Annotated in this window: 13 protein-coding genes and 3 pseudogenes; 10 read left to right on the top strand and 6 right to left on the bottom strand. The window is 62.7% G+C overall.

Annotation, left to right across the window (positions count from 1 at the left end; translation table 11 throughout):
* Positions 1–30 precede the first annotated feature (30 nt).
* Positions 31–1,410 carry an aldehyde dehydrogenase family protein gene (locus tag H9K76_RS09725; protein WP_187599911.1) on the bottom strand — a complete coding sequence of 460 codons (1,380 nt, stop codon included), beginning with the start codon at positions 1,408–1,410 and terminating at the stop codon, positions 31–33.
* Between the two features lie 196 nt (positions 1,411–1,606).
* A complete protein-coding gene (locus H9K76_RS09720; RefSeq protein ID WP_187599910.1) occupies positions 1,607–2,383 on the bottom strand; it encodes an SDR family oxidoreductase in 777 nt (258 codons plus the stop codon).
* Positions 2,384–3,007: 624 nt separating this feature from the next.
* Here H9K76_RS09720 and H9K76_RS23420 point away from each other — a divergent pair.
* Both H9K76_RS23420 and H9K76_RS23415 read left to right on the top strand, forming a co-directional pair.
* Positions 3,008–4,048, top strand: a pseudogene (locus H9K76_RS23420) (GGDEF domain-containing protein); the annotation flags it as partial.
* Entirely contained in the window at positions 4,049–5,191 is a 1,143-nt protein-coding gene (locus H9K76_RS23415; RefSeq protein ID WP_246475510.1) for a sensor histidine kinase, read from the top strand.
* 23 nt (positions 5,192–5,214) lie between these two features.
* Here the strand turns inward: H9K76_RS23415 and H9K76_RS09710 are convergent, their stop codons facing one another.
* Positions 5,215–6,615, bottom strand: a complete 1,401-nt coding sequence (locus tag H9K76_RS09710) for a hypothetical protein (RefSeq protein WP_187599907.1) — start codon at positions 6,613–6,615, stop codon at positions 5,215–5,217.
* Between the two features lie 206 nt (positions 6,616–6,821).
* Here H9K76_RS09710 and H9K76_RS09705 point away from each other — a divergent pair, with 206 nt between their 5' ends.
* On the top strand, positions 6,822–7,928 hold the full coding sequence (locus H9K76_RS09705; RefSeq protein WP_187599906.1) for a Calx-beta domain-containing protein: 1,107 nt from the start codon (positions 6,822–6,824) through the stop codon (positions 7,926–7,928).
* On the opposite strand, the gene H9K76_RS09700 is transcribed toward H9K76_RS09705, so the two are convergent.
* The gene (locus H9K76_RS09700) at positions 7,906–9,195 is read right to left on the bottom strand and encodes an MFS transporter (RefSeq protein ID WP_187599904.1); all 1,290 of its coding nucleotides are present in this window, start codon (positions 9,193–9,195) and stop codon (positions 7,906–7,908) included. The two genes, H9K76_RS09705 and H9K76_RS09700, sit on opposite strands and share 23 nt — an antisense overlap.
* Positions 9,196–9,234: 39 nt before the next feature.
* A pseudogene (locus tag H9K76_RS09695) lies at positions 9,235–9,930 on the bottom strand (GNAT family N-acetyltransferase); the annotation flags it as partial.
* 131 nt (positions 9,931–10,061) lie between these two features.
* On the opposite strand from H9K76_RS09695, the gene pdxR reads away from it, so the two are divergent.
* Genes pdxR through H9K76_RS09680 form a run of 3 tightly spaced genes read left to right on the top strand, consistent with a single transcriptional unit; the run spans position 10,062 to position 12,451 of the window.
* Positions 10,062–11,561, top strand: a complete 1,500-nt coding sequence (gene pdxR / locus H9K76_RS09690; protein WP_187600563.1) for a MocR-like pyridoxine biosynthesis transcription factor PdxR — start codon at positions 10,062–10,064, stop codon at positions 11,559–11,561.
* Positions 11,562–11,610: 49 nt separating this feature from the next.
* Positions 11,611–11,961, top strand: coding sequence for a DUF6916 family protein (locus H9K76_RS09685; protein WP_187599901.1), 351 nt, complete (start codon positions 11,611–11,613; stop codon positions 11,959–11,961).
* Positions 11,951–12,451 (top strand): GNAT family N-acetyltransferase, encoded by a 501-nt coding sequence (locus H9K76_RS09680; RefSeq protein ID WP_187599900.1) that lies wholly within the window; start codon positions 11,951–11,953, stop codon positions 12,449–12,451. Before H9K76_RS09685 ends, H9K76_RS09680 begins: the two co-directional genes overlap by 11 nt.
* Positions 12,452–12,494: 43 nt before the next feature.
* Here the strand turns inward: H9K76_RS09680 and H9K76_RS09675 are convergent, their stop codons facing one another.
* Positions 12,495–12,782, bottom strand: a complete 288-nt coding sequence (locus H9K76_RS09675; protein WP_187599898.1) for a DUF6916 family protein — start codon at positions 12,780–12,782, stop codon at positions 12,495–12,497.
* Between the two features lie 209 nt (positions 12,783–12,991).
* Between H9K76_RS09675 and H9K76_RS09670 the strand changes: the two are divergent.
* From H9K76_RS09670 to H9K76_RS09655, 4 genes and pseudogenes are all read left to right on the top strand, one after another.
* Positions 12,992–13,512 (top strand): annotated as a pseudogene (locus H9K76_RS09670) (phage tail protein).
* Positions 13,512–14,009, top strand: coding sequence for a phage tail protein (locus tag H9K76_RS09665; RefSeq protein ID WP_187599897.1), 498 nt, complete (start codon positions 13,512–13,514; stop codon positions 14,007–14,009). Before H9K76_RS09670 ends, H9K76_RS09665 begins: the two are co-directional and overlap by 1 nt.
* A 4-nt stretch (positions 14,010–14,013) precedes the next feature.
* Entirely contained in the window at positions 14,014–14,544 is a 531-nt protein-coding gene (locus H9K76_RS09660; RefSeq protein WP_187599895.1) for a phage tail protein, read from the top strand.
* Between the two features lie 47 nt (positions 14,545–14,591).
* Positions 14,592–19,706, top strand: coding sequence for an IPTL-CTERM sorting domain-containing protein (locus tag H9K76_RS09655; RefSeq protein ID WP_187599893.1), 5,115 nt, complete (start codon positions 14,592–14,594; stop codon positions 19,704–19,706).
* Positions 19,707–19,738 lie beyond the last annotated feature (32 nt).

Here is a 19,738-nt window from a genome sequence, read left to right as displayed (position 1 = left end):
CACTCCAATGCAAAGCAAAGTCCGCCAACATCAACCAGCAAAGACACTCAGGTTGCGTGCAATGTCCTTGCCTGAATAGGGCGGAAAAACATCCAGCGGCGTATCTGGGTTGCCGATCAGCAGCGACTTGGTATTGGAGAGCGCGTCGAACCCCGCCTTTCCGTAGTACTTTCCCATGCCGCTCATGCCCACGCCACCAAACGGCAGGCTGTCGATCCAGCAATGGAGATTGGTCTGGTTCACGCAACCGCCGCCAAAGGACACGCTTCCAAGGAAGCGGTCGATGTCTGCCTGGTTCTTGCTGAAGATATAGGCGGCCAACGGCTTGGGCTGGTGCTTGATGGCGTTGATGGCCTCACCCAGGTCGTCATAGGGCAATACCGGCAAAACCGGGCCGAAGACCTCCTGCTGCATCGCCGGATCGTCCCAGCTGCTCGGGTAGAGAACCGTTGGCTCCACATAGCACCCAGGCACGTCGAAGCGACCTCCGTGAACCACCTTCTCAGGCAGGATGTAGGACGCCACGCGTTCCGCGTCGTGCTCACTGATCATGCGGGCAAAGTCCGGACTCCGGCTGGGGTCCTCTCCGTACATGGCAGTGATCGAACGCTTCAGGCGCGCGATGAACTCGTCAGCAATCGAACGGTGCACGTAGACATAACCCGGGGCGATGCACCACTGTCCCGAGATCGCGTTATGTCCCCAGGCGATCCGATCGACCGCCACGTCAAGGTTGGCCGTGGCATCCACCACCGTGGGGTTCTGGCCGCCCAGCTCAAGGATGACGGGGGTGAGGTGCTCCGCCGCTGCGCGCATCACCACCTTGCCCACAGCCGCGCTGCCCGTGAAGAAGATGAAATCGAAGGGCAGTTCCAGCAACTCCGATATCTCCGCGCGGCCGCCGGTAACGACCGTCACGGCTTGGGGATCGAAGTATTCAGGAATCAATCTCTGGAACAGTGCCGCCACTGTCGGCGTCGTATTGGCGGGCTTGAGTATCACCGGGTTGCCCGCCGCCAGCGCGGCAATGGCGGGGTCCAGGAGCAGGAGCACCGGCGCGTTGAAGGGCCCGATGACCAGAGTCGGGCCATAGGGCTCCTTGAGGATGACGCCCCGATAGCCTTGCTCCTCGAGTCCTTTGGGAACCGGAGCGGGCTGCGGCTTCATCAACTCGACCAGATGCTCGCGGTAGTAGCGGATGACACCCAGCGGCACGGTGATCTCGAACAGTTGCTCGAAAGGCGGTTTGCGGAAGTCCTGGTAAAGGGCATCGCAGAACGCCTGCTGGTTCTCGACCAGCATTCGCTCCATTCGATCCAGCTGGTCCATGCGCCACGCCTGTCCCTTGGTGATGTCGCTGAAAAAGTGCGCCCGTTGCGCGTCGAGCAAGGACGTGAAGCGGTTGGACATGGCATCTCCTGTGTGTCGATGAAAACCGGAAGCAAGGTTGCGGTCAGCGCCGTTGTTCACCCAAGAGGCCACGGAAGCCAGTCAACGTGCCATTTCCGGGCCGCGCGACATGGAGCAAATGCCGGCGACCCGTTCCTGCCATGCCTATTGCGTCAGTGGAGTATGGGCGGCTCGACCGCTTGCCCTCCCTCTGCGCTCACTTGGTCGTGTATCCGCCGTTGATGAGGATGGTCTGGCCGGTAATCCACCAGCCATCGCTGACCAGATGGCGGAGGAACGGCACAACGTCTTCGATATCCGTCAGGCCGGTCTTGCTGAAGGGTGAAAGCGCGGCGGCCGTCTTGTGATATGCCACGGCATCGGCCCCTTCGGCCGGATAGAAGAATGAAGTATCCATCGGGCCTGGTCCCACCGCTGTAACGGAAATCCCGCGCGCACCGAACTCCTTCGCGGCGGCGCGCGTGAAATGCTCCACCGGCGCCTTCGTTCCCGCGTACGACGAATAGAAGGGAGTGAAGGCACCAAGCAGCGAGGTCACCAGCGTGCACACCTTGCCGTTGTCGTTGACATGCTTGCCTGCTTCCTTGAGGAAGAAGAAGGCCGCCTTGGAGTTCACGGCAGTCATTTCGTCGTATTCCGCCTCGCTGATGTCGACCATGGGCTTCTTGAGCACCTTGCCCACCGTGTTGATGGCGATGTCGGGGCGACCGGCGGCGGCTACTGCGTCCTCGAAGAGTTTTGCCACCGCACCCGCGGTGGTGAGGTCCGCCTGGATCACGTGCGCTTTCGCGCCGGCCTTTTCCACCGCTGCGGCAGTGGCCTCCGCGTCGGCCTTGCTGGCTTGGGTGTTGTAGTGGATGACGACGGCCTTGGCGCCATGCTCTGCCAGATCACGGGCGATCAGTCCACCCAGATTCTTTGCGCCACCGGCGATAAGAACCACCTTGCCTTCGATAGTGTGAGCTTTGGTCATTGGTGCATCTCCAAGAATGAAAATTAATATCCAAACAAATGGAATGCACATACTAATAAATTACTTCAATCAAACGTTTTTGATAAATTCATTGCAACTTTGCTAAATTGATAGATTGTCATTTTTTGCCAAACAATGGTCTCGGCCAACTACATAGGCGTTCAAAAATGCCTGAGCGCCTATCGAATGCCAGTAAGCTCCCAGACCAGTTGAGTCCCATTGAATGGTGTCCCTGCGTGGCAAGTGAGTCAGACACACGCCAACGCAACAGCCCTTTTGCCTTGAGACGCCAGATGAACTCAAAGGTTCTTTTTCCCATTCATCTCCATGTTATGTGCCACCTTCCTTGCCCCATCAGAATTTTGTGATTTCGATGGCAGCACGTAACTGACCCCATAACATGCGGCCTTCATCCATCCGATGAAGGCCGCCAAGACGGTGCTTGGATCACCGTCGGCGGTATGCAGCACCCTCGTCTCGGGGCCGGTCGCAAGGCACAGCCCAGACCCGTGACTACGACAATACAAAACCATGGTTACTCAAGAAAGCGGTGCAGAGCCCCTGTCGTCCATCGATGGCGAGGCGAATGCCAAGCCACCCCGGCAGGTCCGAAACGGGCAACAGATGCTGCCCGTCATTCGCAGGGTGACATGGGGCGTCGTCGCGGCTTGGCTGGTCCTGGCCGCCGTCGCAGGTTGGTGGATATCGCAACGCATAGCGGCCACCTGGATGGATCGCCTTGCAGCCAGCGCCCAATATGAAACCCAGACCACCGCCCGGGTGATGGACCGTCTGTTCATACAAATGAGCAGCGTGGCGAACATGGTGGCGCGCCAGGCCCAGGTGATCCAGTTGGCGACCCGCTACCGCGTGGATCGGCCCGGCGCGGACGCGCTCACGCGCGAGGAGCGTGCCGAGCAATTCACGCGAGATCCCCTGGTTCGCAAGGTGGGGGACTTCATGAACGGCCTCTCCAGCGATCTGCGCTACGCCCGCATCTACATGAACAATCTGTCGGACGACACGGTAACGGCCAGCAATTGGGCGGAGCCCGACAGCATCGTGGGGATGATCTATACCCGCAGGCACTACCTGACCAACGCATTGAAACATGGCAACGGCCATTCGTTCGGCATTGCGCGCCTGAACAAGAGCCCATCGTATTTTGTTGCCAGCCGCATCGACGACGCCGATGATGTTCCACAGGGCTCGGTCACCGTGAAGTTCGATGCGCCGGAAATCGCTCAGTTCCTGACCGGCAGGCACATTGCGCTGATCGTCAACCGCCAGGGGCGGGTAACGACCACCTCCTCGGACCCATTCATGCTGCGCAACGTAGCGGCACTTCTTCCCGAAGGCTATGTGCGTCCTTCGGATGATGGTGAAGACGCCGGCGAGCCCATGGACATACGTGCAATGGCCGGCCAAGGCCAGACCGATCAATGGCTCATCGACGGCACACCCTATCTGCTCAAGCGTCAGCCGCTGAACGGCACGCAGTATCAGTTGCTCACATTGGCTGCGCTCGACCCCCTGGTGCCCATGCGCAGTCGCCACGCCCTCACAACATTGGGGGTGGCCGTCTTCGGTGTGATCCTGATCCTGCTGTCCGGCAACGCCATCGGACAGATGCTGATGCGCCGGCAGGATGAACGTCACGCGGCCATGCGCACATCCGCATTGAATGCCAACCTGAGCGCGGCACTCACCGATGCGCAGACAAAGGAGCGCCAGAAGGTTGAAGTGCTGGGCTACATCAGCCATGACCTGCGTGCGCCGCTGGCAACGATCAGCGGCTACTCCAAGCTCCTGCTCGCCGATGCACCGCAGGAGCAGCACAACCTGCTGCAGACCATCGAGCGCAGCGTCAAGTACCAGCTCGACCTGATCGACGAGTTGCTGGAATACACCCAATCCGAGCTGCAGCCACTGGCCGTCCATCCCGAAACCACTGACCTGCATGGGCTTCTGGACGATGTCTCCGAATATGCCGTTGCGCTCTGCTCGCTGCGGGCAAATCGCTTCCACCGCCGCACCCCGGAACGACTGCCCCGCTACATTGACCTGGACGGAAAACGCCTGCAGCAAGTCCTGCTGAATCTTCTCTCCAATGCCGCCAAGTTCACACACGACGGCGCCGTGACGCTCTCGATCACCGCGAGACCCGAGGGAAATGCCTGTGTCCTGAACATCGTGGTCAGTGATACCGGCATAGGCATCGACTTGAATCGTGGTGTCGATATCTTCGGTGCCTTTCAGCAGATACAGGCTGCAAGCGGCAGCAACGGCCTGGGCCTATTCATCGCACAGCGCATTCTTTCGGCCATGGGCGGTTCGCTGAGCGTGGCCAGCATGGCCGGCCACGGTACGGAGTTTTCCTTCGAGCTTTCCGTACCCGTTCTCGACGCATCGGTAACGGACTGGCCGGTCGTCACGCCAAGGGAGCCCATGCCGCCCATGCAGGCGCGCGAACTCGCACTGCCTCCCGGTGCCATTCCACCGGCTCCTGCCCTCGACGAGCTTGCCCATCTGGCGCTGGACGGCCGGCTTACCGACATCGAAGCCTGGATCGCACGCCATGCCGATGACTCCGCTCATGCACTGTTTATCGTCATGGTGCGGAACCTGCTGGAACAATTCGACTTTTCGGCGATTCATGCGCTGGCGGTGGATAGCCTCAAGGAGTCCAGGATGCAAGCTTCATCGTGCGCCGCACGGGATCGAAAATCACGCCCTCAGGCCCGCTCTGGCATATTCGGGCGGGAATACAAGGGGCATATGACGTTTTCCATGCCGTACTACCCCTGAATGAGCCAATTCATTCGAAGCGTTCAATCGGCAGTCTTCAGCGACCATTGCGTGCTGAAGCTGACCGCATCACCGCCCGCCGTGCAGGTGATGCCTCGCGAGCCCTCCAGGCGAGAGGAGTCGCTGCCGTAGGAAGGAAGTGTTGCGCCTCCCGCAATCACCTCCTCCGGGCAAGAGTTCAAAAGCCCGTACAGGCTGAACCAGTAGCGCCCGGCAAAGGCCGTGCCGCCACGCACCGGGTCGTACACGACAAGAACCCCCTGCTCTCCACCGAGACCGATCACTTCGGTTTCTACACGGCCCGATCCGTAGCGGGTCTTGATGGTCAGGTTGCCCCTTGCCACGTACTTCTTCAAATCGCCAGCCAGATCCTCGAAAGGAACAAATTCCAGATTTGCAGCCTGGTAGCTGATCTCGGTGTCCTGCGTCGTGGCCGTGCCTGAAATGCTTCCCTTATAGCCCGTGAAATCATCCGTGATGGTGATGTTCGAGACCAGCAGCATCATGCCCCTCGCGCCCTTGATTTCTGCGGAGACGGCTACCGGGTTCGATTCGGGCTTCTGTCTGGGGGCTGTGTACCGAGCCTTCGCTTCATCGCCGGCGACGGTTCCCACCGCGGCATTGCCGCCGCGCGCGCCGTTGACAGACCACGCGACAGGTGTCTTCAGGGAAGGCGCTGGCGCGTTCTCGTCTTCGCAGTTGAAGGCCAGCGGAGCCAGCAGATCGTCATTGCCGAGCGCGGGGGCATAACAATAGGCCACGCGCAAGGGGACGGAGCCGCCCACCTTGACCGTGGCGCTCGGCGGCCGCAGCTGAAGCCCCTTGACGAGTGACCAGTCGCTGAAATGCGTCGTCGTCGCGGTCAAGGTCCGGGCCGTGGCATCCGGCGTGCCTCCTTGCCACATCCAGGTTCCATCGGTTTGCTGGAACGCCACACCCAACGCCTGGGCGTGGCTGCCCGCCGTTTCGGCATCGGTGTAGGCAAAGCGGAGCTGGACGGGTTTCGCAAACACAACGCCTTCCGGCAGCAGGCGGTAACCCGTCCCGACACGGCCCGGCGCCTGGTTGCCGATAGGCTGGATGCTCAGCGTCGTGAGAGCGCTCAATGCACCTTCCGGCACCGTGATGGTCAGCCTTCCATCCGCGCTGCTCAAGCTTCCGCCAGCCTGATTGAGGCTGGCGCTCACCGCGGCACCCTGCACCTCGCCGACGGGCGTGATGACAGGCTTGGGTGCATGGGGGTCCGGCTGCTGCGACGTAGCGGAGTTTCCTCCTCCGCAGGCAGTCAGCGTAAACAGCAAGGAGACCACGGAGGCCAGACAGGCCATGCGGGAGAGCAGCGTGCTTTTCATGGTGGGAATGAGCTGATGATTTCTGAATAGAGTGCCCGGAATAGCCCGGGCCATTTGTGGTGAGGTCGACAACAAAGGTCGATCGCGAGCGTCCCAACGGGCCGCTGATGAATTATTGGATTCGGGTCCCGCCGCGCACCATCCCCCGAGGGGTACCGCCACCGGCGTGCAACAGCACTCCGCCGTACCCCTTGGGGGATGGCGGGCCCCGCGGCGTTTTTCAAGAATGCCCGCACCGCTTGCTCTGCAGGCGGAGCTACCCTTCCTGGAAACGTCTCATGCCTCATTGGATTCACACCGCTTTCGCAGCCCTGTCGATTGCCACCTGCCTGCCCGTGCAGGCTGGCATCGCCTACCGCTTCACCTCACCTGCCTACACGCAGGTCAAGAACTTCACCCCGCCGTGCGGCCCGCTGGACGGCCATTGCCAGACCCTGCCCGAGGGCGAACGCGTGCGCGGCTACTTCGTCACCGCAGCGCCGCTGCCGGCCAACCTGTCGATCGGCACGAACAGCTACGGACTTGTCAGCGATTGGAAATTCAGCAATGGAACGATTGAACTCACGCCCTCCTCTCCCGGCGTGCGCGTGCTCAAATTCCAGTTGGCCACCAACGATGCCGGGGAGATCACTGATTCGCTGATCGAGATCTCGCGCTGGACCGATGGCGCGGCAAGCGGGCATGTGACCGGCGAGCGGGTCGAGTACATCCACGCCGTTGTCACGCAGAGCACCATCGATGCATCCGCCACCATGGGCAGGACCGTGCTCAACGGAGGCTGCACCATCATCATCTCCTCCACCGTCATGCCCGACACCTGCCTGGGCCACAATCCGCTGCCATCATCCTCGACCGCCACCTACCCGCCGGGAGGCGTCTGGGAGATCGATGCCCCACGGGTCAGCATCGGCAATGCTTCAGCCTCCGAGGCTGCGGGCAGTGTCACCTTCACCGTGTCGCTGAGCGACGCACCGGATGCCCCGGTCAGCGTCAACTGGCACACCCTGGACGACAGCGCCGCGGCGGGTTCCGACTACACGGCTGCGAGCGGAACGCTCACCTGGCCGCAAGGCAACAAGGATCCGCAGCAGATCACCATCACCTTGCGCGACGATGCCCTGCACGAGCCCGACAAGACCTTCAGCGTGCAACTGGACGGCTTCACCGGCATCGTGGGCGGCGCATCCACCACCGGCGTCGGCACCATCGTGGATGACGACACCACCCCGTCCGCGGGCAACGCGCGCCCCGTGCCCGCGCTCTCAGCCGCCGCCCTGGCCCTGCTCTCCGTCACGCTGAGTGCATGGGGGTTCAGCGGAGGAGCCAGAAAGCGGCCATCTGCCGGCGACAAGTCAGATCATCTCAGCGACGAACGGAGCCACTGACGGAACACACCTGCGCTTCGGAATGCCGGGCGCCGTGCCCGACCCGCCCGGGACCGAACACAGCCCCCAGCCACCCCAGCACCATCACCCCGGCGGTGAAAGCGAACAGCCGGCTGTACATGTCCGACGCACCCAGGCCGGAGTGCTCGGCATGGCCGGCTATCCAGCCGAATGCTGCATTGCTGGCTGCCACGCCAAGAAACACCATGCTGTTGAGTACCCCAAGCCACAGCCCCAGTTGCGCGGGCGGCACGACGGAACGCGCCTGCGACATCACCACGGGGTGGATCGAGCCGACGCAGAACAGAACGCACACCAGGAGCGCCCCCAGCCAGGCGTGTCCGGCCGGCGAGACCACCAGAATCATCGCCGCAACAAAACCCACGCCAAAGGCCGCGAGGACCAGCGCCTTGGCGCCAATCCTTCGCACCACGCCCGCAATCCCGAACGCCCAGCACATCGCCAGCACACTCGCTCCGGTCATCACATAGCCGCGCAGAACCACATCGAATCCGAACAGGTCCGCAAGGTACGGGCCACCCCACGACATGCGAAAGGTTCCGCCCGCGATCAGGGCAAAACACACGGGCAGCAGCGCCGCAAATGCCAGCTTGCTCTGGAATCGGTCCGTCGGCCCGGGCGGCATGGACGATAGGGGACTTGGACCAGCATCGCCCGCACCTGCCGGCTCCACCGCATCCCGCAGCGTGAGCGCGATGCCCACAGCGGCCATCGCCATCAACACACCCACGAGCAGCAGCGACGCGCGCCAACCCACGCTTGCAACACCCCACGCCAGGGGCAGGCCTGCAGCGATCGCGCCCAGATAGCCCAATGCACTCGCCCGCGTGACGATGCGCACCTGCTCCGGTCCATTGCCTGACTTGAGTACATGGTTCAACAGCCCCATGTACAGGGGCGCACAGCCGATGCCCAGCGCAACATGCGCCAGCATGGCCAGGGGAACGCTGTGGGTGAGCGGCAGAACCAGCGCCCCCACACTGCCCGTTGCAATGCACAGCAGCACCGGCCTGCGCACACCAAAGCGGTCGAACGCCACGCCCAGCGGCAATTGCACGAGGGCGAACGTGAAATAGAACGCACCCGCGAACCAGCCGAACATCTGGGGCGTGAAGCCGAACTCGTCGATCAGCTGCGTGGCGATCACGGCCACGTAGCTGCGATAGAACTGGCTCAGCACATAGGCACCGGTCAGCACCGGCAAGGCCCATCGGCCGGGGCCATCACGCTCGTCCTGATTCCGCATGCGATATCGCTGTCTCTCGGGCTGGCGGGCGCGTCAGCCGCGCAGGGCCTTGAGCGACTGCTTCTGACGGCCTTCCGCATCGAAGTTGTCCGCCGCCAGCCATGCGTTGAAGGCTGCCTTCACCTGCGGCCACTCCGAATCGATGATCGAAAACCATGCCGTGTCACGGCTGCGGCCCTTGTAGATCACCGCCTGGCGGAACACGCCCTCGAACGTGAAGCCCAGGCGGTCGGCCGTCTTGCGCGACGGCGCATTCAGCGCATCGCATTTCCACTCGTACCGGCGATAGCCCAGCTCGTCGAACGCATAGGCCATGAGCAGGTACTGCGCCTCGGTGGAAACCGGCGTCTGCTGCAAGAGCGGCGAGAACATCACATTGCCCACCTCGATCACACCATTGTTCGGGTCGATGCGCATCAACGACAGCGTACCTACTGCCCTGCCGGTCTTCAGATCGATCACGGCGTAGTGGCGCGGATCGGTGCTCTTGGCGATGGTTTCGGCATAGGCGCGGTAGTCGGCCTCGCTCTCGAAGGGGCCGGCAACCATGTAGGTCCATCCGCGCGGCGCCGTACTGTAGGCCTGGAACAGATCGGCACTATGTCGCGCCGGATCGATGGGTTCGAGCCGGCAGAAGCCGCCCGTGAGCGTCACGCCGGCGGGCTGCGGGCGCGCCGTCCAATGGGGCATGGCGTGGCCGATGGGTTGTCCGTGTTCGTTGGTGCGGGTAGACATGATGCTTGCCTTGCTTGAAAGAGATCGATGGGTCTGAATCTAGCCATTTCGTGGATTGCACAATAGCGCCACAACAGGCACATTTCATGGTGCCACGCTCTCGAAGCGTATTGACGACAGCCACCACTCCGATGCCGCCCGAAGATCTCCTGTCCGAACCGCTCGTTGCCCTGCTCGCCGAAACACCGCTCGTGCGCGAGCCGCAAGCCGACCCATTGCAGCGCCAACTGCACCGGCACATACGCAGCGCCGTGCTGAATGGCCGTTTGCCCGCGGGCACGCGCATACCGGGTTCCCGCAACCTGGCAGTCGCTCTGGGCATCTCGCGCAACAGCGTCACGGCGGCCTATGACCTGCTCGGCGCGGAAGGCTTCATCCATCGGAGCCGCCAGGGCAACACCGTTGCCACACTGGCCGCGCCACTCACCGGCCAGGCATCCGGCTCACCAGCACTGCCTGTCATCGCCGAGCGCAGTCACGTAGTACGTGACAACGGTCTCTCCGCCTCCGAATCACTCGCCTTCCGCCCGGGTGTGCCTGCGCTTTCGCGCTTTCCATTGAATGTCTGGAAACGCTGCATGGACAAGGCCATCGCGCGCGCAGGCACCGGCGCACTCGGCTACGGCAACCCCTTGGGCGAGCCCGTGCTGCGCGCCGCCATTGCACGCCACCTTGCCATTGCGCGAGGTGTGCGTTGCCATGCCGATCAGGTCGTCATCACTGAAGGCGCTCAGGAAGCCCTTACGCTGTGCGTGCGCCTGGTCACCAATCCGGGCGACATCGCCTGGGTGGAGGAGCCCGGCTATCGCGGCGCACAGACCGCCATGGCCTGCGGCGACCTGAACGTGCAAGCCATGCGCGTGGATCACGATGGCATTGTCGCGCCCGATACCTCCTGGCATCGCCTGGCGCCACGCCTCATCTACACCACGCCATCGCACCAATACCCATTGGGCTCGGTGCTCAGCGCCGCGCGGCGGCTGGACCTGATCACCCGCGCACAACAGCATGGTGCATGGATCATCGAAGACGACTACGACAGCGAGTTCCGTCACGCGGGCGAGCCGATCGGTGCCATGCAAGGACTGATAGAACATGCTCCCGTGCTGTATGCCGGGACATTCAGCAAGACGCTGTTTCCGGCTCTGCGCCTGGGCTTTCTGGTGCTGCCCCAGGCACTGCTTGAGCGCTCGCAGATCCTGCTGCGCGAGACGCTGCGCGGCGGCCACCGCTTCGAACAGCTGGCACTCGCCGAATTCATGGAAAGCGGCCAGTTCGGCAGGCACCTGGGCCGCATGAGGCGGCTGTACCGCTCGCGCCAGAACGCCCTGCGCCTGGCGCTGACCCGGCATCTGGAAGATAAGGTGCCGCACACCATCAGCGGCGGCAACAGCGGAATGCATCTGACGGTGCAGTTGCCGGCGGAATTCCCTGATCGGCACATTGCCGATGCCGCACGCTCTTTCGACATGGCTCCGGCAGCCCTCTCGCGCTTTGCCCTGAAACCGCAGCCCCAGGACAACGGGCTGGTGCTGGGCTATGGCAACACCTCGGAGGCACGCATGGAAGGCCTGGTTCAAACACTGGCTCGCCTCATGCTGCAATCTTTCCAAGGGCATCCACGCGGCTAGAATTTGCCCTTCGCGCTACCGTTGCCCCCTACCGCAGGAAACACGATTCATGTCCACCGCCGAAGCCACCCACCTGATCGATGATGCGCTTTGGTCGCGAACACTCACGCATCAGCTGGCCGCCGAAATGGCCGATAGCACCCTTGTCTTCTTCTATGCGGATGCGCAGGGCCACACGCAGAGTGTGGAGCTTCAGCTACTCACCCCCACTCCGGCCACAGAGACCCGTGGAATGTGCCAGTTCAGCGTACGCCTGCTGGGCCCGGCCGCCCTGCTGCTAGCCCAGCAGACCTACCGCGCGCGCCATGCCGCGCAGGGGGACTTCGCCTTGTTCATCGGCCCCATTGCACGCACGGCGCAAGGCATTGAATACGAGGCCTGCATCAGCCATGCGCTCTGACATCGCACCGCGACTTTGCGTTGGGAATCTGCTGCTGCGCGCTGCCATGCCCGAGGACGATGCCTTTCTTCGCACGCTCTACCGCAGCGTGCGGCAGGCGGAACTGGCCCAGACCCAATGGCCGGAGGAAGCCATTGCCGCCTTCTGCGATTCGCAGTTCACGTTGCAGGACCGGCACTATCGCGCCCACTACCCGCACGCGCGCTTCTTCGTGATCGAGGATTCCGGCGAACGCCTGGGGCGCATCTATGTCAGCGATGCGCCCGACATGCTGCGCTTGATGGAATTCTCACTCATCGCCCAGGCGCGCGGGCGGGGGCATGGCAAGACGCTGCTGGCGTGGCTCACTACTCTGGCGGATGCGAGCGGACGCACCGTCGGCCTGCACGTAGAGCCCGACAATCCGGCCCGGCTGCTGTATGAGCGCTTCGGCTTCATACCCTTGGAGCGTAGCGGCGTGTATCTGGAAATGCGGCGTCCACCGCAATAACAAGCGATCAGAGCATCACGCCGCTCTCATCGCCTTCATCGCTCTAGCCGCGATTGAAGACGGCCTCCACCAGACGGCCCTCACCATCATTGGGGCTCAGGAAGACGGCATGTGCTCCCAGCTCAGGATGGGTAAGTTGCCACACGGCTTGCGCAACGCCCCGATCACCCTCCACCTCAAACGTCGCGGTGAACGAGAGATTCGGATCCCGGCAGTGCGGAACATCGCTCAGCGCCAACAGACGCAGCCGGCGCGCTGCGCCCTCCGCCACAACGCTGAACTGCTGATCCAGAAGCGATTGGAAATCCCTTCTGGTCAACTGCGTTGACATAGCGGCCTTCTCCTCACCCGCACTCACGGCAAGCACCGCACCTGGTGCGACTGCTGCCGCCGGCAGCAGTCCCGCACATTTCATGAAGCTTCGGCGATGAGAGGAATGCATGATTCAAAAAGAGAAAAAACGCATGCACATTCTGCATCAAATCAACTAAACTGCAAACAATTTAAAACATTTCCTATCACGGGCTGCACGGGGGCAACATGGGCCAACCATACGTTGGAGAGATAAGAATCTTTGCGGGCAACTTCCCCCTGCGGGGTGGGAGTTCTGTCAAGGGCAGCTTCTGGCCATCTCCGAGAACGAGACGCTGTTTCAGTTGATCGGCACCACCTATGGAGGGGATGGTCAAACCACCTTCGGGCTTCCGGATCTGCAAGGCCGCATTCCGGTGCACAAAGGCACCGGACCAGGCGGACAGACCTACCAGCTAGGAGAAAAGGCCGGGGTGGAATCAGTCACCTTGAGCAGCACCCAGGTTCCTGTACACACCCACGCGCTGATGGCAGCCAGTACCCCGGGAACCATTGCATCGCCCCACAATGCGGTGTTCGCCACGCATCGCGATCACAAGGTCTTCGCGAACACCAACGCTCCCACGGGGAACTTTCCTTCCACCATGGTTGCCGCCACGGGAGGCGCGCAACCGCACGACAACCTTCCGCCGTACCTCTGCGTGAATTTCATCATCTCGCTGTTCGGCGTTTTTCCGAGTCAATCCTGATGGCTGAACCATTCCTTGGCGAAATCCGCATCGCGTCCTTCGAGTTCGCCCCGAAAGGCTGGGCGCTTTGCAACGGGCAGTTCCTGCCCATCAACCAGAACCAGGGACTGTTCTCGTTGCTGGGAACCAACTTCGGTGGTGACGGCAGGGTCACTTTCGCCCTGCCGGATCTGCGCGGGCGCATGCCGCTGTCTTTCGGCGGGCCCTATGTCATCGGCCAACAAGGTGGTAGCGAGAGCCACACGATCAGGCTCCAGGAATTGCCGGAGCACACCCATATGGTCACGGCCTCCGCGAACACGGGCAACCGCAGCTCCCCATCCGGCAATCTACCGGCGGCCTCGCACGGAGCTTACGCGCCTGGTCCGGATGCATCGCTTGCGCCGGCCAGCGTGACGAACGCGTTTGGCACAGCACAGCCGCACAACAACATGCCGCCGTATCTGGCCCTGAATTTCATCATCGCCCTTGTGGGCATCTTTCCTTCACCGAACTGAGATCATGGCCGATCCATTTGTTGGCGAAATCCGAATATTCGCGTTCAATTTCGCGCCCACTGGCTGGGCGTTCTGCCAGGGGCAATTGTTGCCCCTCTCGCAGAACACCGCATTGTTTTCGATTCTGGGAACGACCTATGGCGGTGACGGAAAGAGCACATTCGCACTCCCCGACCTGCAAGGCCATATGCCAATGCACCCCGGCCTGGGGCAAGGGCTGTCAGAGCGCTATCTGGGCGAAATGAGCGGCTCTGAGACAGTGACCCTGCTCACCAGCGAGATTCCGCCGCACACGCACAGCCTCCACCCCGCCAACGCGGCCGATGCCTCCGTGAACATGGCAAGCCCATCAGCCAGCGTCGCCATTGGCGTAGCGCCTACGCGCGCCTTCACATCACAGGCTGCCAACTTGATGCAGATGGCGCCAACCCAATTGGGTATGGCCGGAGGGAGCATGCCCCATAACAACATGCCCCCCTATCTGGCCTTGAACTTCTGCATTGCGTTGCAAGGCGTCTTTCCTCCACGAGGCTGATCCGAATCCGACGACGCCAAAGCCCCACGCCCCCACGACCCGACATCATGCTCCACCACACCCTTCTTGCCGCCACCCTGCTGACGGGCGCATCGCTGGCATCCGCGCAAAGCGAGCCGCTGGTGCAGCGTGACCTCACGGATCGCGACAGCCGATTCATCGACTTCTCCACCACCCCGGCCCAGCCGCTCTACGTGGTGAAGGCGAGCGGCGGCGATATCCGCTTCGATGCCTCGGGCGCGAAGATCGAGCGCGCGGCCAAGGCGGGCGGCGGCCTCACCAAGAGCATCGGCGTGCATGCGGGTCTCAGCTATGCCTTTGACGCTGGCGCGGCCGTCCCCCCCGTGGGGCAGCAGCCTGGAACCACCCGTTTCAGCTCCTTCGTCGGCCCCCAAAGCACCTGGAGCCTGGATCGCGGCACTTTTTCCGAACTGCGCTACCAGAACGTCTGGCCGGGGGTGGACACGGTGTTCAAGAGCGCCCGCGACGGCCTGAAATACCAGTTCGAGCTCGCCGCCGGTGCCGATGCAGGCACGGTGGCCCTGCGCATTGGCGGCGCCGATGCCATGAGCGTGGATGGGGATGGCGCGATCCACTGGAGTGTGAATGGCACCAGCTTTCGCGATGCCGCTCCCATCGCCTTTCAAATCAAGGGCCAGCAGCGCGTGAGTGTGACTGCCGAGTACGCGGTCACGCAGATCGATGCAAACACCTGGCGCGTTGGTTTCAAACTGGGCGCCTTCGACCGCGCCCTGCCCCTGGTCATCGACCCGGCATGGAATTACCCCACGGGTGCCTTCGCTGGCGGTTCGGGAGACGCCGTGAACGCCGTGGTGCGCGACTCGGCCAACAAGAAAACCTGGGTGTGCGGAACAACCCAGGGCAAAGACGCTTTTGTGGCCATGGTTCCCGATTCAGGCACAACAAGCGTGTACCAGTATGGCGGTGCCACCGGTATCGACACCTGCAACGCGCTGGCCCTGGACGCACAGGGCAACGTCTATATCGCGGGCTCAACCGAGTCCACCGATTTCATCACATTGGGGTCCTCCGTAGATACCCAGTGGCGCACGAGCAAGGGAACGACCGACAAGGATGCCTACGCCGCCAAGATCAATCCCGCGAATGGAGCACGGGTCTGGTCCGGCATGTTCGGCGGCACGGGCGACGATCAGGCCAATGCCATCGCCGTGGATTCTTCAGGCCAGCTGTACGTCACAGGCTTTGTACACGCGGCCTGCCCGTCCGCGCAGTCGTGCACTCCCGCGCTTCTGGGCACGTCGACCAACCCGCCCAGCAGTGCCGCCGGCAGCAAGAACGCCTTCATCGCCAGTGTGCGGGCGGATGGGCAAGGCTTCAACTTCCTGCGCACGCTCAACAGCGATGGTGATATCGCGATGGGAAATGCCATCTCGGTGACCAGCACCGGCATCGTCGTCGCGGGGGAGACCAACACCACATCGGGCGGTATTCCCAATGCGCCCACCGGCTTCAACCGAACGCCATCGGCTCGCCCCGTGGACGGCGACGCCAACGGCGACATGATGGACGGTTTCGTCGCACGCATTCTGCCGGACGGCTCCGGCTACGGTGGCTTCACCCTGCTGAGCGGCGCATCCAACCCCAACGCGGTGACTTCTGACCGCGCCCTGGGTGTCAAGCAGCTTGACAATGGCGATGTGCTGGTGGTCGGTGAAACCAATGCTGGAGGCTTTCCCAGTCCCATGGGCGCGGGCGCTCCGGCTGGCGACATGGATGGCTTCATCGTGCGCCTTTCCAACGACCTGAACACCGTGAAGTTCGCCCAATACCTGGGTGGCGCAGGCTACGACAGCCTCTCGGCCGTGCTTCCGGTGAACGACGGCAGCTACTACGTGCTCGGAAGCGCCAGCGGCAGGGTGACCAACCTGACAACTGCCTCTCCGTCCGGCTCACAAGGCGGTCTGGAACAGAACAACGGTATCGGCAGCCAGGATGCGCTGCTCGCGCGCTTCAAGACTGCTGACAACGCGCTGGACTACTGGGGCCTGTTCGGCTCCAGCAACCAGGACGCCTTCTCCGCGCTGTCGGCCGATATCGTCGACATCGGCTCCGTCTCGGCACCGCAGGGCCGCACCGTGCTCTATGCCGGCGGTTCGTCCAACAACAGCGCTTGGGCTCAGCAAACCGGAGAGGTGCGGCGCATCGACTCCTATGGTCCACCGAGCACGTTCGAGATCACCGAAGGCAATCAGCAAAGCGTGCAGATCTACAAGGATTTCGCGGACGTGAAGGTCCGGGCGCTGGATAAATTGGGGCAACCGATTCCACGGCTGGTCGTGAGCTTCAAGACCGGCCCGACCACCGCCACGGCCAACGTCAACACCCCGAGCAGAACGACCACCATCACCACCGATGCCGACGGCTACGCCGTACTCGGTGGGCTGACGGCCAATGGATATGCCGGTGGCCCTTACACGATCGCGGTCAGCGCGGGCTCCGCAACCAAGAACATTGAACTCACCAACCTGAAGGGTGATCAGCTCGACTTTGCTGCGGTGACCGGAACCAATCCGCTGCCCTACAACGCCCAGACCCTGATTGCGCCGCAAAACGGCGTGAATGCCGCTAATACGACCTATCAGCTGGATCCGGCCGACACCACGGCGAGCACCTATTGCACGCTCACAACCGGACAGGTCACAGCCAAACAGGCCGGAGGCTCGTGCACGGTGCTGGTGACCGACCCCGGCAACAGCAACTACAACCCCGCCGAGACGCGCATCGTCATCACGACCATCAAGGCCGCACAGCCTGGCTTTGCCGTCATCGCCACTCCGCCCAGCATCACGTTTGGTGCCACGAGCACACTGAGCACCACCAACGCGCTGTCTTCAGGACCGGAAACTTTCGCGGTGGATGCCGCAACGCAGGATGTCTGCACGATCAACGGACTCACCGTGAGCGCCTTGAAGGCCGGTAGCTGCAAGGTCATCGCCACGGAGGCTGGTGATGGCAACTACGCCAGCGCCACCGCCAGCAAGACGATTGAGATCACCAAGCTCGGGCTCCCGCCGCTCAGTCTGGACATCAGCTCGGCGGCCATGGTCTACGGCCAGACCGTGACGTTGTCGGCAGCGCCCAACGCTAGCGATGGTGTCGTGACCTACTCCGCAACGGGTGCCTGTACGGTTCAAGGCACGCAGTTGACCGCCACCGGCGTCGGCGATTGCGACGTGGTGGCCACACAGGCCGCCAATGACCGCTATGAGGCGACGAGCGGTACCCTGAAGGTCGTGATCGGCCAGGCAGAGCAAGCCCCCTTGGTGCTGGCCCCCTCGGCCACCAGTGTGCAACCGGGCCAGGGCGTGACCTTCACAACCCAGGGCGGTACGACCCAGTCCACCGTTGTCTACAGTCTGGCCCCCGGCTCGGACGCAGCCTGTGCGCTTGCAGGTAACGTGCTTTCAAGCATGCAGACCGTTTCTTGTACGGTCATCGCCACCATGCCAGGTAACGCCAACTACCAGGACGCGCAGGCAGCCCCGGTGACGGTGAACTTCAGCAACGCGCCACAAGCCCCCATCACCGTCAGCGTCGATCGCACCACGATCCAGCCGGTTTCCGAGACTGCAACGGTCACTGCATCGGGCGGCAGCGGCATCAAGGCCTTTGTCTATGCACTCATCTCCGGCGATTCCTTCTGCTCGCTTGATACTGGCAGTGGCCTGGTGACGCCCAAAGCCGTAGGAATCTGCGAGGTCAACGCCACCAATCCCGCTTCTCTCGGCTTCGATGCCGCGACCAGCGTGGACAGCGTCATCATCACGGTGGCGAACAAGGCGCAGGAAACGATCACGCTCACTGCCGACAAGACTTCGATCGCGCCCGGGGAAACAGCCAAGGTGACCGCAGGCGGCGGCAGCGGCGCGAAGAGTTTCAGCTATGCGGTTACCTCCGCCACAGGTATCTGCTCGGTCGATCCTCAATCGGGCGTGGTCACGGCCATCGCGGTCGGGGCCTGCTCCATCAAGGCCAGCAATCCGGCGTCCACCGGCTTTGACGAGGCGTCGAGCGCTCCCGTCACCATCAATGTGGCGAACAAGCCGCAGGATCCGATCAAGGTCAGTGCGGATCGCACGAGCATCGCACTCAACGGTACCGCCCAGGTGACGGCTACCGGCGGCAGTGGAGTGATTGCGTATACCTACACGCTGCTCTCCGGCGGCAATGCCTGCTCGCTCGATAGCGCGACCGGTGCGGTCCAGGGTATCGCCATCGGCTCCTGCACGATCAACGCCAAGAATGCGGCATCCGGTGGCTACGATGAAGCCACCAGCACCAACAGCGTAACCATCAGCGTCGGCAAGGCACCGCAGGAAATCACCTTCACGCTGCCCTCCGCCAGCGTCACGCTGATCGCCCCCGACATGGCGCTGAGCGCCACCACCGATGCGACCGGACTGACCGTGAATACCTTCGCCAGTAAGACAACCCGCGTCTGCGAGGTGGAGGGCTCCACGCTCAAGTTCTACACGGCGGGCACCTGCACGGTGACCGCCAGCCAGCCGGGCAATGGCGACTTCGCCGCCGCTGAAAAGGATGCGAGCGTGGAGGTGAAGCTGCCCGCGGGCACATCGGCCACGGTCACCGGCAGCATCAAGGAAGGCGCCGTGAGCGCGCAGATCTCCGGCGATGGCTGGACCTTCGGTCCGCAGAACGCATCGGGCTGGGAAGTGACCGGATTCTTCCCGCTGTCCGGCGAAACCCCGCCATCGAACCTGACGTTCCCCGCAGGCCTGTTCGGCTTCACCGCCATCAATGGTCCCAAGGGCACGCCCGTGACGATCACGCTGACCTATCCGATCACGTTCCCGAGTGGCGCGCAGTATTGGAAGTACGGCAAGACAGCCGACAATCCCGCCGCGCACTGGTATCAGCTCAAGGGTGCAGTGATCTCAGGCAACACCGTCACATTCAGTGTGACCGACGGCGGACTGGGCGACCACGACCTGCGGGCCAACTCGGTGATCAAGGATCCGGGCGGCGTGGCGATCAACAAGGATGCGCCATCCACGGGCGAAGTGACGGCGGTGCCGACGCTGAACGCCATCGGCCTGTGGATGCTTTCCCTGCTGGTGCTGGCCCTGGGTGGCGTGCGCACCCTGCGCCGCAGGGCTTGAAGAAACGCTCGAAGGCAGCCGGCTCAGAGCGC

This window comes from Diaphorobacter ruginosibacter, from assembly GCF_014395975.1.
GTDB lineage: Bacteria > Pseudomonadota > Gammaproteobacteria > Burkholderiales > Burkholderiaceae_C > Diaphorobacter_A > Diaphorobacter_A ruginosibacter.
The sequence above is the reverse complement of the archived record's forward strand: the minus strand, read 5'-3'. Positions and strand labels throughout refer to the sequence as shown.